Source organism: Staphylococcus sp. LKG4-2 (genome assembly GCF_050955665.1).
GTDB classification, from domain to species: domain Bacteria; phylum Bacillota; class Bacilli; order Staphylococcales; family Staphylococcaceae; genus Staphylococcus; species Staphylococcus saprophyticus.
The window spans coordinates 2,340,613-2,355,296 of record NZ_CP194532.1; the positions used below are offsets into that span (position 1 = coordinate 2,340,613).

Genomic DNA, 14,684 nt, shown 5'->3' on the forward strand with positions numbered 1-14,684 from the left:
TTTCATTAAATGAATTACAATTCAACTGATTCTATTTTACACAACTCTTTTCCATTCCACAAATACCCTAAACTAATAGGGTTATATTTTATTATAAGTTTACAATATGCTAAAATATTTCTATTGCACCAAAACTGAATATATTAAGAGGGAATGTCATTATGAGAAAGTTTATACTAACTATTATAACTGTACTCTTCGTTGGTACAATTATAACACCTTTTGCACAAGCTGAAAGCATTACGCCAACTCAGGCTGCTAATCAATATGGCTATAATGTCACAGATTCATATCAACCAGAAGGCGCCATTAATGTTTCGCAAACAGGGCAACTATTATATCAATACAATATCAATAAAACATGGTATCCCGCTTCGATGACTAAATTAATGACCATGTATTTAACACTCGAAGCAGTAAATAAAGGTGATTTGTCTTTAAATGATAAGGTTAAAATCACAGATGAACACTATAGAATGTCTACACTTCCTGAACTAAGTAATACAAAACTTTATCCAGGTGAAACATATACGATCAAAGAGTTATTACAAATTACGGTGTCTAACTCTAGTAATGCTGCTGCGCTTATTTTAGCTAAAGAAGTTTCTGGGAATCTTTCAGACTTTACAGACAAGATGAATTCAAAAGCAAAATCATTAGGCATGAAAGATACGCATTTTGTAAACCCTACTGGTGCTGAAAATAAACAATTAAAAGATTTCGCACCTAAAAAATACAAAAACGAAGACAATAATACGTCAACTGCTAAAGACTTTGGCATTTTATCACAACATGCTGTACAAGATACACCAAAAATTTTAGATTTTACTAAACAACTTGCGCCAACCCAACACGGTGTAACTTATTATACATTTAACCATTCACTTGAAGGTGCCGATATGAGCCTAGAAGGTACTGACGGATTAAAAACAGGTTCAAGTGATATCGCCGATTACAACCATACCATTACAACCAAACGTGATGGTTTCCGAATTAATCAAGTTATCATGGGCGCCGGCGACTATAAAAACCTTGGCGGCGAAAAACAACGTAATATGATAGGTAATGGATTGATGAACATGTCCTTTGATCAATATAAATATACAAAAATATTATCAAAAGGCGAACAAAAAATTAACGGTAAAACGTATTTTGTTGAAAAAGATCTTTACGATGTATTACCAAAAGACTTCGATAAAAACGACTACAAAGTCGTTATTGAAGATGACAAAGCACATATCGACTATGACCGTGAATTTATTTCAGATAAATATGGTCCACCATCAGTTAATGTTAATAAACCACTTGTACATCAAGCAACAACAATTGTAAAATCATCTTGGGATGAACATCCAATCTTAACATTATTAGGTACCATTTTAATCATTGTAGCCATAGCCATTGTTATTTATCTTATTATCGACTTATTCAGAAAAAAATCACGTAATAAAAAATAATATTACCCGATGGGAGCGGGACTACGAAATCTCAATAAAAAATTTGATTTCTGTACCACTTCCATTTTTTTACACATAAAAAGGTTGTTGAAGTCAGTTCACCTCAACAACCTTTTTATGTGTTATTTAATTTTTTCAAAACAAGTTCCATTTATATAGCACATTTTACTTTTCACTATCACCATATAATTCTTTTTTAATTTTAGTTGTAGATATACCCTCTGTACGATTAAGATATATCACTTCACATTTGTCTTTTAAGAAATCAAATTCGCCTTCCCAATCATGGCCCATTACAAAAGTATCCACTTCATAGCGATCAACGTCAATTTCTTTTTGGCCCCAACCACTTTCTGGGATAACAAGGTCAACATAACGTATGGATTCTAACATCATTTTACGTTGTTCAAAGTTATAATAAGATTTTTTATTTTTAATGCGATTAAACTCATCTGTTGATAAAGCAACTATTAAATAGTCACCCATTTCTCTTGCTCTTCTTAACAATTCAATATGACCATAATGTAATAAATCATATGTGCCATAGGTAATTACTCGTTTCATAAACTATACTCCTTAACAAAAAATTTACTTAAATTTTACATTTTAAAAAATTATAGCATATTCCATACAAGTTTACGAATATCGACTGTTTTTATCGGTTTAAAATTTGTTTCAATTTCATTCTTCCTCTGAATCGAGCGCGTTTGGGTAAAATTTCCGCTTTAAAGCGATAATAATTCGGTCTACCAATACCAACCTTTAACAATGTATCTCTCCATTGTTGATACAGCGTTTTATTCCACTTTTTACTGCCTTGCTCAATCACTTTTACAATTCTAAACATCGCTGCACCATCGTAATCTGTTTTCTGCATTTCCATCATGTATGCAATAACTAAATCTAATAATTGTTGTGTTATTATGTCATGCTTTTCAATATATGATTGCAATAAATAACTGACAATCAACTCATCCATGCGGTAGCTATAATAAATTCTTGATTCTCTAAGTAATAACGTATCCATAACACGCGCTCTTACTTTAACTGCATCTTGCATATACGAAGCAAATTGATCTGCACGTTGATCTGTTACGGACCCTTCTTGCTCGTTATAACCATACACAATATCAGGTAATAGTTGAATATCATGTGCTTTTATATATGCATTAACAATAAACGTATGTTCTTCACAGAACACCACATCTTCATCGAAGCGTAAGTCTGCAAATTTGGCGTTAAACATTTTAGCGCCCGGACCGATAGATTGCATCATATCTGGACATTGTGCGAGATTGACTTTATCAATTTTTTGAATAGCTTGATGCGAATAAATCGTTTGCCAATCGCCATCTTTTTCACGACCAATTTGACCAATTACAATATCCACATTGTCATCTTGCTGATAATAATCTGCCATAAAATCAATTCTGCTTGGCAAAAATTCATCATCTGCATCTAAAAACATAAATACATCACCTGTCATATTAGCAAGCCCAACATTTCTACTAGCTGCCGCACCTTGATTCTCTTGATTAATAATAATGACATGCTTGTATTCATTTTGAAGTTTTTCGAGTTCTATTTTACTATCATCTGTTGAGCCATCATTTATACATATAATTTCATAATTTTGTTTCGTATCAACAGATGCAATTGCTCTACGAATTGTATTCACTGCATTAAATACAGGAATGATAATTGAAATTTTCATATTTTCACCATTTTCTCTATCTCATTAATAACTTTAGTCAAACTGTCTTTGGCATTATACTCGTGCCAATCATTAAATAAAGGGGTTAATTGTACATCATGATCTTTTAGCTTTTCTATTAATTCTGTTTCTGTATAGGCTTTATATGCTTCAGGAATAGCTTTATAAAATGTATTTAATCCTCGCTCTTCCTCATACTGTGCTTCATCATAGACATAAAATAATGATGGCTTATCTAAAATACTAGCTTCAATCGCTAATGAGCTATAATCACTTATGATCACATCCGCTAAAATCATCATTGATTGTAAATTAATCGCTGTTTGGTCTTCTGTTGCGATAGAAGGATGTAACTTGCTAAGTAGCGTATACTCTGGTAATGCTGCTTCAAATTGGCTTTTATCAATTTGACGATTGGCTTGCTTATGTTCACGATAAGTGGGGACGTATATTGCTACCTTTCCTTCTATACCATATTGTTTTTTCAATTCATTCTGCCTTTTTACTACATCGAGTCTTGTATAAGGAACCAACCTTGGTAGTCCAGTTCTTAAAAATTGGTCGTCTGTCGCTTCAAAAGATGCTTTGAAACACTCAACCATTGGCTCACCGCCTACCAAATACTTATCTGTCGCATTATAGACTTTTCTATACTGACTCACCATTTTAGCATTGGATAAATCCACTTGATGATCCGTTAATCCAAATTGTTTCAATGCACCTGCTGCATGCCATGTTTGAATAATGGTTTGATTCGGTTTTTTCTTTAATCCTCCAAGCATTAAATAATACGTATCAATAACGATGACTTTTGCAGAACTAAGTGCTTTGATATGTTTAAATACACGCTTATTACCCGCTGGTAAAAAGTTTATTGTTTCAAATTGTTGTAAATATTTACGATTTGCTTCATTTCCAATCACAGTGATTGCGTACCCTTTTGGGTATAATGCTTCAACGATTGGACACACGTCTTCAGCAAATGTCATCATGATAACAATATGCTTACTTTGTACTTTCTTCTTTTTATATATTAAATTCAAAAAGCGAATTATACCCATATATAATTTTTTAATAAGTTGTCTCACTACGTTCACCGCCAATTATTTTTTCAATGCGCTTGTTTATATTATATCTATCATAAATAGAAAATTATAGAAAAATCCTTTTTATCCATTTGAAATACTCAATTTTATTGAACCAATGCAAATCCTTAGATCCCTCGCATTTCATACTTAATACAAATGTTGAAACGCCTTTATAATAACCGCCAACATTTTAATAGGATTACATGCACTTATATTCGTGCATTTATACGGCTCATTTCACGCAAATCACAGTAGTTCTAAAGCGTAGTAAGCAATTATGTTGAGTGTAAAAAAGTCTGAGACATATCATTATGTCCCAGACTTTGATTTCAATATATTACGCGCTAAATTCATTGATTCAGCATTCTCTATACTTTAAATATCTACTTATTTACATGAAATCTGCAAAATGATCTCGATAACGCATATGAAGTATTGAACCGAGTATAAACAGAAGTATAATAATAAACATGTTATACAACGTTAATTCCCAATGTGTAATAAAGTACCACTCTTTGTGTAACACAGCAGAACGATATGCCTCTGCTAAATAATAAATCGGATTTAATTTCATTACATCTTTTACAATACCTTCTGGCGGTACAATTAAAATAGATGAAGCAAAGAATACCATTCTCATTAAAGCTTGAATTGCCTGTTGCGTATCTTTAACGAGTACACCTAATGTAGAGGTGAACAAAGCAATCGCTGTTGTAAGGATTAGTGCAAATGGTACGTATAAAAACAGTTGTAATGTATAAATTGTTGGATAATAGCCAGCTAACATACATATGAATATAACAACAACGAGTAATGCTAGATGACCGTAGAATCTACTCATTACAATATAGGAAGGGATGATGGATAACGGAAAATTCATTTTCGCTACATGATTATACTTCGTTGCTATTGACTTTGTTCCTTCTAAAATACCTTGGTTAACAAAGAACCACATACTTATACCTACGAGTAACCAATAAATAAATGGCACGCCGTCTATAGGATTATTACTTCTAATCCCCAGACCAAAGACAAACCAATAAACCATAATTTGCATCGCTGGATTAATTAATTCCCAAGCCATACCTAAATAATTATTCGTATTCGTAATTTTCACTTGGAACTGCGCAAGCCTTTGTATAAGATAGAAATTTTTAAAATGCTCTCTAAATACTATCCACACTGCATTCATTTAAATAAACCACACTTTCAATCGATTTGCTTATCATCATTTATTCATGACGCTATTTATTGTATTCAATTCCAATATACGCTTTATGTCGTTACATAACAACTTTCATTCTATTCGCATATGACTCATTTTGAAAAGTGTTATTAAGTTAGCATGTTATATATTAAAATAATGAAAAATAGTTATTATAAATTCAGATAAAAGCGTTTCGTATCTATATTATTTTTTAACTTTATCATTAATAGTTGATTTTATAATGTATATTCAGTAAAATTTAACAACTGTATAAGTAATAATTATGTTAAATTGTACTCACTTACTTTACAATAGGTTAATAAATTTAACAACTAATATAATGTATAATATAATGGTATTAACTGTAAACAAGGAAGGTAAAAATATGAACGTATCGGTTAACATTGAACATGTAACTAAAGAATATCGTATTTATCGTAATAATAAAGAACGTTTAAAGGATGTCATTGTTCCTTTTCATAAAAATAAAACGTTCTATGCATTAAATGATTTGTCATTAACGGCTTATGAAGGTGATGTCATCGGTTTAGTAGGTATAAATGGCTCGGGTAAATCTACTTTGAGTAATATGATTGGTGGCTCTCTGTCTCCTACTGAAGGCGATATCAAACGTGATGGTGATGTAAGTGTCATTGCGATTAATGCAGGATTAAATGGTCAATTAACAGGTATCGAAAACATTGAATTCAAAATGCTTTGTATGGGCTTTACGCGTAAGCAAATTAAAAAGCTCACACCTGAAATCATTGAATTTAGTGAACTAGGAGAATTTATATATCAACCTGTAAAAAAATATTCAAGTGGTATGCGTGCTAAGCTTGGTTTCTCTATCAACATCACAACTAACCCTGACATTCTCGTCATCGACGAAGCATTATCTGTAGGTGACCAAACCTTTGCGCAAAAATGTTTAGATAAGATATTTGAATATAAAGAACAAGGTAAAACGATATTCTTTGTTAGTCATAATATGAAACAAGTACGTGAATTCTGTACTAAAATTGCTTGGATTGAAGCAGGCAAACTTAAACAATTCGGTGAATTAGATGACGTTCTCCCTGAATATGAAAAATTCTTAAACGACTTTAAAAAGCGTTCTAAAGGAGAACAAAAGAAATTCAGAAATGACTTAGATAGTTCAAGATTTGTTGTAAAATAAATGACTTAAATTTAAATAGGAGTCCGAGACATCAATAAACTTATGTCTCGGACTCCTAATTTATATGTACTTAAGTAAAATTCAGCTCAAGTAACACTTTTTGCTTATGACACTAACTTAAAACTACAACCTGTTTTATGAATAACAGATTACAATCACTGTGCTTTCTAATGTTATTTCTTTAATCTCAATTTAAATACTTTATACAAAAATTTGGGAATTGCTTTGATTCTACCGATACGTTTCCAATCAATAAGTAAGCGATATACCCATTCTAAATTCATTTTTCTAAATAATACAGGCGCTCTTTTTTTCGTTCCACTAAACACTTCAATTGAGCCACCTACACCCATGAGTACCGTTTTATTAAAACGGTGTGCATGTCGCTCTATCCATTGCTCTTGTCTCGGATAACCCATACCAACAAAGATATAATCCGGATTAAATGATGTGACTTGTTTTAACACCATTTCATCTGTTAAATCAAAGAAACCATGATGAAAATCAAAGTTTATATCAGGATATTTCTCAGTAAGTTTCTGTTCTGCCTTCATCACAACATCATTTTTAGCACCTAATAAAAAAACTTTTTGGTTATTAGCATTTGCAATTTTTAAACATTCTTCCATTAATTCAATTCCAGGTACTCGCGTCTTCAATGGTGTCTTCAGTATACTTGCCGCTTTGACTATACCAGTTCCATCTGGAATAACATAATCTGCACTATTAATTAATTTACGATATGCTTCGTTTTCTGTAGCATAGTCCACAATTTCAGGATTTGCAGTAACGATAAATAAATTTTCCCCTTCATCTGCCAGAAAAAATCGCTTAATATTGTTGCGCATTTCCAATAATGTCACATTATCAAAATAGACAGATAACACATCTATTTTATCTATATGGTTGTTTTCCATCATGATTTAGAATCTCCTCACTCAAATACATCTTATCAATTTATTATTGTTATAGTAACATATTCAATAAGTACACGTGACTATAAATTAAACGATTTTGTAACCTATACTGATCTAAATTTATTATCATAAGCATAAATTCAACTCTAAACGTTATATGCGCATGCTTTTAATATTCAACTTTAACCACAATCTACGTCAAAAGTCCAAATGCTTTCTATATTAAATTACTTTATAATTAAGTTTATGCTATAACAATCTCAATTATAAAAGAGATTGTAGGAATTCTAAACCGAGGTTACATTATGACAAAAATACAAGCATTTTTTAGTTCTACAATACAACTCAACTTAATTTGGGTTCTGATTATCGCATTAATTTATATCATCATTCATACTTACAGATATAAATCTGTAAATCAGATACTCGATATTTATTTAAATTATATCCCAGTACTAACGCATGAATTTGGCCATATCTTATTCAATAAAATAAGTGGTGGTAAAGCAAAAGATTTAGTTATTGTTGCTAAACCTTCAGAACGTATAGAAACTTCTCAACAAGGATTTGCGATTACTCAATCTAAATCATCGTTAGGTCAAGCTATCACAACATTTGGCGGTTACATCATGCCACCATTAATGTTGCTTTTAGGTTTTTTAGCGCTAGAAAATCAATACCCTAGTTTATTTATTACTGCTTACTTAATCATTTTCATTTATTTTCTAGCATTAACATCAAGAAAATTAGTCCCTATTTTAATTGTCTTATTACTCATCGCTTTATTATATTTTTTATTCCAAAGTGATAATCAACAAATGATGCTTTATATCGTCTCTATTAGCTATCATTTTATTTTAGGTGTGCTACTTGGCGAAGTACTCCAATCATCTTGGACGATTTTTAAGCTAACATTTTCACTTCAAAATGTCTCATGGGATGGCACGACACTCAAAGAACTCACGCATTTGCCAACGGCCTTATTTAGTTTAATATGGATTGCCATTAATCTATTTACAATTTATCATCTACTACAATCCTATTTTTCATTCTGACAGTAAAATGGTTTCTATCATGCAAAAAGCAACCGCTCAATTTTTAGGCGGTTGCTTTTTTATGTTTTTCAACTATGTTATACACGGCTATTAGTAAATTTAAATTTCAGCGTATATATGCGCGGCATTGTCATAACTTAATACTGTAATTTGCTCATCTTTCTTTACAATAATAACTTTATTTGTATCATCTTTACTCAAGATTTCAATACGTTCATCAATCAATATATCTTTACTTGATAAGTAGATTAATAAGTCCGTTCTATCACGTACACGTTTGATTGTCACTGTATCACCAGTATCAAACGCTAATAAATTGGTTGTATATAATTCTTTATATTGATTATCTCTCGGGATAATACCGCCATGTGGACATGTGATTGGATAATCTAATAACTTATCTAAACGCTCCACAAATAAGTGAGATACTTTGTGTTCCAGTACTTCTGCTTCTTGATGTACCTCTTCCCAATTATATTGCAAAATTTTTATTAAAAATAATTCTAATAATCTATGACGTTTAATGATATCTAATGTATATGTTAAACCTTCCTTTGAAAGCTTTACACCTTTATATGGTTTTGTTTCAACATACCCTGACTTCTCCAAACGATTAACCATCTCACTTACAGATGGTGGCTTAATAGTTAAATATTGGGATAGCGTCTTATTCGAAACAAAAGAATGGTCACCATCATGCGTTAAAATTGCTTTTAAATAGTCTTCTTTTTCTTCAGTTAGCATTATCTCACCTCTCAAATCATTCACCTTATTGTATCACGAATCAACTTGACACGCTAAAAGTTCATGGTATATTATAAATTAAATTAGGTTAGCCTAAAAATATTATTAAGGAGGTTTAAAATGTTAAAGGTAGAAAACTTAAATCTTACACTTGGGAATAAACATGTACTTCAAGATATTAATTTATCCATACCTATTCAGGGCGAAATCATAGGTATTATGGGGCCTAATGGTGCCGGAAAATCCTCATTTATTAAATCACTGATTGGTGAATTCAAACCAACAGGTTCTGCTCAGTTAAATGATGATTCCATACAAAATAATTTGAAGCATGTCACTTATATCCCTCAAAAAGCGCACATAGATTTAGATTTTCCTATAAATGTGGAGCATGTAGTCTTATCAGGAGCTTACAAAGATATCGGTTGGTTTAGGTGGGTGACGCCAACTACGAAACAGCGCTTAAATCAATTAATGCAAACTTTGGAATTAGAAGACTTGCGTCACCGTCAAATTTCAGAATTAAGTGGCGGTCAATTACAACGTGTACTTGTAGCACGTGCTTTAATGTCTGAAAGTACCTTGTACTTATTAGATGAACCTTTTGTAGGGATTGATTTCCATAGTGAACAAATCATTATGCATCAATTACGCAAGTTAAAAGAGGAAGGCAAATTATTACTCATTGTCCATCATGATCTATCTAAAACCGAAGAATACTTTGATCGTGTCATTCTATTAAATAGAAATATTCGCTATTTTGGGGATAGCATTACCGCTATGCAACCAGAAAATCTAAACAAAACGTTTTTAAATGCCACAGTACAAAGCGGAACGACTTAATTTTTTAGAAAGGACTTAACTTATTATGGAATTTTTACAGCATTTGCTAGACTATAAATTTTTGAGCAACGCCCTAATCATTTCAATTGTTGTTGGGATTGTATGTGGTACTGTTGGCTGTCTTATTGTTTTAAGGGGACTTTCACTTATGGGTGATGCAATGAGTCATGCCGTATTACCTGGTGTTGCATTATCATTTTTATTTGGTATACCAATGTTTATTGGTGCATTAATTACAGGTATGATTGCAAGTATTTTCATTGGCTTCATTACTAAAAATAGTAAAACCAAACCAGATGCTGCCATTGGGATTAGTTTTACAGCATTTTTAGCCACAGGTGTTATTTTAATCAGTTTGATTAACAGTACCACTGATTTATATCATATATTATTCGGTAATTTACTTGCTGTTACACAATCTACATTTTGGTCAACTATTATTGTAGGTATCATTGTAATGGTGTTAATCATCATTTTTTATAGACCATTAATGGTATCTACATTTGATCCAGTTTTCAGTAGAATGAGCGGATTAAATACAACTGTATTTCATTATTTTGTAATGTTGTTATTATCTCTCGTAACTGTCGCAAGTATTCAAACCGTTGGCATTATCTTAGTAGTAGCACTATTGATTACACCTGCTTCTGCAGCATTTTTAATCGCCAAAAAATTACATACTATGATGATTATTTCAAGTATTATAAGTACGATTAGTGCAATTGTTGGTTTGTATATTAGTTATGTTTATAACATTCCAAGTGGTGCCACAATTGTATTCTGTGCATTTATAATTTATGTTGTGATATTCATTTTAAACAAATTCAATATTTTCAATAAGAAAGGACAACAAATATGAAAAAGTTAATATCGATTGCACTTATCCTACTATTATTTTTAGCAGCATGTAGTAATGGAAAAAGTGATTCAAACTCAAATTCAAATGAAAAACTAAAAGTCGTTACGACTAACTCTATTTTATACGATATGGTGAAAAATGCCGGTGGTGATAATGTCGAAATTCACAGTATTGTCCCTGTTGGTCAAGATCCTCATGAATATGAAGTAAAACCAAAAGACATCAAAGCATTAACAGATGCAGATATTGTTTTCTATAATGGCTTAAATTTAGAAACTGGTAATGGTTGGTTCGACAAAGCGTTATCTCAAGCTAATAAATCAACTAAAGATGACAGTGTGGTTAAAGTATCTGAAAAAGTAAAACCTTTTTATTTAAATGGTGCTGAAGGCGATGAATCTAAACAAGATCCTCATGCATGGCTAAGTTTAGAAAATGGGATTAAATATGTTGAAACGATACGTGATACCTTATTAAAACATGATGAAAAACACAAAGAAGATATCGAATCTCATAGTAAAGACTATATTGCTAAATTAGAATCATTAAATAAAGAGAGTCACGAAAAATTCAATGATATTCCAAAAGATCGCAGAGCAATGATTACAAGTGAAGGTGCTTTTAAATATTTCTCTAAACAATATGACATTAAGCCAGGTTATATTTGGGAAATTAATACTGAAAAACAAGGTACTCCTGAACAAATGAAACAAGCAATTGAATTCGTGAAAGATAATCAACTTAAACACTTACTTGTCGAGACAAGTGTCGATAAGAAGAGTATGCAAAGTTTAAGTGAAGAAACGAAGAAAGATATATACGGTGAAGTATTTACCGATTCAATCGGACAAGAAGGTTCTAAAGGTGATTCATATTACAATATGATGAAATCGAATATAGAAACTGTACACGGCAGCATGGAATAGATGGTGCGGGCTATTAACCTAGTCATAGGTGAATAGTCCCATGTCGTACGACTTCCCTCCTAATTAAACGTACGGCATGGTGGTATTCAAGCCTTAAATCATCTCCCTTACACTCCATCAATGGTGGCTCCTCCCCCCATTGATGGAGTTTTTTAGTGCCACTTAGTCATTGACTTAGTGGCACTTATGCATGCGCTTTAGCTCAAGTATTCATCTTTTACATATCATATTCGACTGACTCTTACGGGAAAATACTAGCCAAAAACTACAGGTTAAGACAGTACCTGCTAAAAGTGTTCAAAAAAAAACTGCCAACAAAGTTGGATACTTTGTTGGCAGTTTATAACTATCTTCCAAAATGGAATCTAGTGTTATTTATTACCTTATCAATCCGTTGAACTATCTACAATAATCATCTCATCATAATTAATTGCTTCACGAATTTTTAAAGCTGTTACTTCACTTACTTCTTCATCTTCTACAAGTTGATTTAAAATACGACGTTGCTCTTTTAATGCGCTTAATTTAATTTTCGTGATAGAGTTCTCATTTTTAGGATTAAAGAAATTGGAAGGTGTTAAATTATCGATACGAATAAGATAACTATCACAAATCATACCAACTTCTAATTTATTGTTTTCCGTTGTTTCTTTGCCTAATCGACTCACTACACGATAATGTACTGTACGCATAATGTTGGAAATCTCACGTAAGTTATCTACAACAGATAATGGAGAGGCCGCATTCGTTTTCACTTTCGTACGTATTCTTCTCTTTAAAATCATTGCTCTTACTTCAACTTTGATACGTTGTAATAACGAAGCTTGTTTATATACTTGTGTTCGTTCTGTATAACGCATGTAGTTATCCAACACGTTTGTAGTAATATCGCCATTTTCAACAAGACCATTTAATGTTTGATTTTCTACATCAAATGCTAATTTTTGAAGTCTCTGAAGCTCTTTAGTATTTTCATCTTCATTTTCAACCGTTCTTAAAAATGCTAGCTTATCATGATAATCTTTTATAACATTACCATATTGGAAACTAGACGTAACTGACGATTGCTGATTTAATGAATCGATAACTTTTTCTAAAATATAAACACGTGCCTGCTTAAAGTTCATACCAACGATTTTAGGTTTTTTAGCATTCGGTGTAACGACTGGTAAAATCATCTGTGCCACAATTAAACTGATAATAACCATACCTGAGGCAATAAATAATAGGTCATCTCTAAAAATAAATGAATGATGATCTGCTAACATATATGGCAATGTCAGTGCGATTGCTAAGGAAATCGTACCATGCACCCCACACAACGTCATTATAAACGCATACATGCCTCTTTTTGGCGGGGTTTCTGCAGTTTTCTGATCATCCTCATTATGTGAAATCATTTTTTGGAACGGGCTCACCGGTAAATAAAAATAAGGATATAAAACAAAAACCCATAAAAATCTGAACAGATAAATAGCTAATGCAATAAGACATGTCACAGTAATTAAGAATATTAAGTTATGCGGTTCGTTCTCAATAATTCTCCCTACAACTTCAGGAATTAAAAATCCTAAGATAGAAAACACAAATCCATTTAATGCATATCCTAATATATTCCATGTGTGATTATAGCTCATCTGCAACCTAGTACGTGCTTGAGCAATTCGATCACGTTCAAAACCATGTACTAAACCTGCAACAACTGCTGCAATAATACCAGAAGCATGGAACATTTCGGCAACGATATATGTGATAAATGGTGTTACAAGTTGGATAAATGTAAACATATTAATATTTTCAATGCCACGTCTTGATAACGTCACACGGAAACGAACAAGTGCGACACCAATTAATAACCCAACAATAAATCCACCAATTGAAGAAATTAAAAATTGTTCAACTGCATTCACCATTGAAAATCCACCTGTAATCAATGCTGCTACGGCAATTTTAAAAGATATGATACCTGCTGCATCATTTAATAAAGACTCACCCTCTAAAATTGTCATAGAACCTTTAGGAAGTATTTTGCCATTCGTGATTGCTTGGACTGCAACGGCATCCGTTGGACACAATATTGCAGCGAGTGCGAAAGCAGCTGCCATAGGTAACTCAGGCCAAATCCAATGCACAAATAAACCTACTACAATCACAGTTGTCACTACCAACCCTAATGCCATCATTAACACAGGTTTAATATATCGCCTTAAATGAACACGAGAGACTTTAACACCCTCTACGAAAAGTAACGGAGCAATTAAAGCCACCATAAATAATTCTGAATCAAAATTAAATTGTACTGGAATAGGTGTGACATACAATAGCATACCTAATATAATTTGAATGAAAGCTAAAGGTATTTTTGGAAGAAAAGTGTGTAAGAATGAACTTAATATGACTAGTGCTAAAAATATAAGTATAGTTTCAAATATTTGCAAGGTTTCACCTCTTTTAAACGTCATTATTCTTTCATAATTGTTGAGGTTGAAACAAAAAATAACATCGTCTTTACATGAATATATTGCGTCCCAAACTCTTAATCACAAATTATCAAATTAATTTCATTCCCCAATTTGATAATGAACTTAAAAATAAACACAATTACAAATATATTTTATTTTATCATTTTATGCCCCATCACTTAAACGTATTGCACTTGAAAATAAAATATTTCATACATATTTTTTATTTATT

13 protein-coding genes are annotated in these 14,684 nt (G+C 31.9%); 6 read left to right on the top strand and 7 right to left on the bottom strand.

Annotation, left to right across the window (positions count from 1 at the left end):
- The first annotated feature begins 161 nt into the window (after nucleotides 1–161).
- Nucleotides 162–1,457 (top strand): penicillin-binding protein PBP4, encoded by a 1,296-nt coding sequence (pbp4, locus tag ACM6UH_RS11510; protein ID WP_011303721.1) that lies wholly within the window; start codon nucleotides 162–164, stop codon nucleotides 1,455–1,457.
- A gap of 165 nt (nucleotides 1,458–1,622) precedes the next feature.
- On the opposite strand, the gene tagD is transcribed toward pbp4, so the two are convergent.
- The 4 genes from tagD to ACM6UH_RS11530 form a co-directional block, all read right to left on the bottom strand.
- Nucleotides 1,623–2,021 (bottom strand): glycerol-3-phosphate cytidylyltransferase, encoded by a 399-nt coding sequence (gene tagD / locus ACM6UH_RS11515; protein WP_002484019.1) that lies wholly within the window; start codon nucleotides 2,019–2,021, stop codon nucleotides 1,623–1,625.
- A 91-nt stretch (nucleotides 2,022–2,112) separates the two neighbouring features.
- On the bottom strand, nucleotides 2,113–3,171 hold the full coding sequence (locus ACM6UH_RS11520) for a glycosyltransferase family 2 protein (protein ID WP_048787180.1): 1,059 nt from the start codon (nucleotides 3,169–3,171) through the stop codon (nucleotides 2,113–2,115).
- Complete coding sequence (tarB, locus tag ACM6UH_RS11525; protein ID WP_047502814.1) at nucleotides 3,168–4,259, bottom strand: teichoic acid glycerol-phosphate primase TarB; 1,092 nt, start codon at nucleotides 4,257–4,259, stop codon at nucleotides 3,168–3,170. The genes ACM6UH_RS11520 and tarB overlap by 4 nt, the downstream gene beginning before the upstream one ends.
- A gap of 391 nt (nucleotides 4,260–4,650) precedes the next feature.
- Nucleotides 4,651–5,451: an ABC transporter permease gene (locus ACM6UH_RS11530; protein WP_002484022.1), complete on the bottom strand. Its 801-nt coding sequence runs from the start codon at nucleotides 5,449–5,451 to the stop codon at nucleotides 4,651–4,653.
- 400 nt (nucleotides 5,452–5,851) lie between these two features.
- Between ACM6UH_RS11530 and tagH the strand changes: the two genes are divergently transcribed.
- Nucleotides 5,852–6,646, top strand: coding sequence for a teichoic acids export ABC transporter ATP-binding subunit TagH (gene tagH, locus ACM6UH_RS11535; RefSeq protein ID WP_011303725.1), 795 nt, complete (start codon nucleotides 5,852–5,854; stop codon nucleotides 6,644–6,646).
- A gap of 173 nt (nucleotides 6,647–6,819) precedes the next feature.
- On the opposite strand, the gene tarA is transcribed toward tagH, so the two are convergent.
- On the bottom strand, nucleotides 6,820–7,566 hold the full coding sequence (gene tarA / locus ACM6UH_RS11540; protein WP_011303726.1) for an N-acetylglucosaminyldiphosphoundecaprenol N-acetyl-beta-D-mannosaminyltransferase TarA: 747 nt from the start codon (nucleotides 7,564–7,566) through the stop codon (nucleotides 6,820–6,822).
- Between the two features lie 302 nt (nucleotides 7,567–7,868).
- Between tarA and ACM6UH_RS11545 the strand changes: the two genes are divergently transcribed.
- Nucleotides 7,869–8,618 (top strand): M50 family metallopeptidase, encoded by a 750-nt coding sequence (locus tag ACM6UH_RS11545; protein ID WP_011303727.1) that lies wholly within the window; start codon nucleotides 7,869–7,871, stop codon nucleotides 8,616–8,618.
- A 99-nt stretch (nucleotides 8,619–8,717) separates the two neighbouring features.
- On the opposite strand, the gene ACM6UH_RS11550 is transcribed toward ACM6UH_RS11545, so the two are convergent.
- Entirely contained in the window at nucleotides 8,718–9,362 is a 645-nt protein-coding gene (locus ACM6UH_RS11550) for a metal-dependent transcriptional regulator (protein WP_011303728.1), read from the bottom strand.
- A gap of 120 nt (nucleotides 9,363–9,482) precedes the next feature.
- Here ACM6UH_RS11550 and ACM6UH_RS11555 point away from each other — a divergent pair, with 120 nt between their 5' ends.
- The 3 genes from ACM6UH_RS11555 to mntC are packed head-to-tail and all read left to right on the top strand — an operon-like array spanning nucleotide 9,483 to nucleotide 11,990.
- The gene (locus tag ACM6UH_RS11555) at nucleotides 9,483–10,205 is read left to right on the top strand and encodes a metal ABC transporter ATP-binding protein (protein ID WP_011303729.1); all 723 of its coding nucleotides are present in this window, start codon (nucleotides 9,483–9,485) and stop codon (nucleotides 10,203–10,205) included.
- A gap of 22 nt (nucleotides 10,206–10,227) precedes the next feature.
- On the top strand, nucleotides 10,228–11,064 hold the full coding sequence (locus ACM6UH_RS11560) for a metal ABC transporter permease (protein WP_100217406.1): 837 nt from the start codon (nucleotides 10,228–10,230) through the stop codon (nucleotides 11,062–11,064).
- The gene (gene mntC, locus ACM6UH_RS11565; RefSeq protein ID WP_047502817.1) at nucleotides 11,061–11,990 is read left to right on the top strand and encodes a manganese ABC transporter substrate-binding lipoprotein MntC; all 930 of its coding nucleotides are present in this window, start codon (nucleotides 11,061–11,063) and stop codon (nucleotides 11,988–11,990) included. The genes ACM6UH_RS11560 and mntC overlap by 4 nt, the downstream gene beginning before the upstream one ends.
- Before the next feature lie 386 nt (nucleotides 11,991–12,376).
- Here the strand turns inward: mntC and ACM6UH_RS11570 are convergent, their stop codons facing one another.
- Nucleotides 12,377–14,428, bottom strand: a complete 2,052-nt coding sequence (locus ACM6UH_RS11570; RefSeq protein WP_048787181.1) for a cation:proton antiporter — start codon at nucleotides 14,426–14,428, stop codon at nucleotides 12,377–12,379.
- Between the last annotated feature and the right edge of the window lie 256 nt (nucleotides 14,429–14,684).

Coding starts and splice junctions, on each gene's coding strand:
- tagH (WP_011303725.1), top strand. CDS start 5,852: ATGAACGTATCGGTTAACATTGAACATGTAACTAAAGAATATCGTATT.
- tagD (WP_002484019.1), bottom strand. CDS start 2,021: ATGAAACGAGTAATTACCTATGGCACATATGATTTATTACATTATGGT.
- ACM6UH_RS11520 (WP_048787180.1), bottom strand. CDS start 3,171: ATGAAAATTTCAATTATCATTCCTGTATTTAATGCAGTGAATACAATT.
- ACM6UH_RS11555 (WP_011303729.1), top strand. CDS start 9,483: ATGTTAAAGGTAGAAAACTTAAATCTTACACTTGGGAATAAACATGTA.
- ACM6UH_RS11550 (WP_011303728.1), bottom strand. CDS start 9,362: ATGCTAACTGAAGAAAAAGAAGACTATTTAAAAGCAATTTTAACGCAT.
- ACM6UH_RS11530 (WP_002484022.1), bottom strand. CDS start 5,451: ATGAATGCAGTGTGGATAGTATTTAGAGAGCATTTTAAAAATTTCTAT.
- mntC (WP_047502817.1), top strand. CDS start 11,061: ATGAAAAAGTTAATATCGATTGCACTTATCCTACTATTATTTTTAGCA.
- tarA (WP_011303726.1), bottom strand. CDS start 7,566: ATGATGGAAAACAACCATATAGATAAAATAGATGTGTTATCTGTCTAT.
- ACM6UH_RS11545 (WP_011303727.1), top strand. CDS start 7,869: ATGACAAAAATACAAGCATTTTTTAGTTCTACAATACAACTCAACTTA.
- pbp4 (WP_011303721.1), top strand. CDS start 162: ATGAGAAAGTTTATACTAACTATTATAACTGTACTCTTCGTTGGTACA.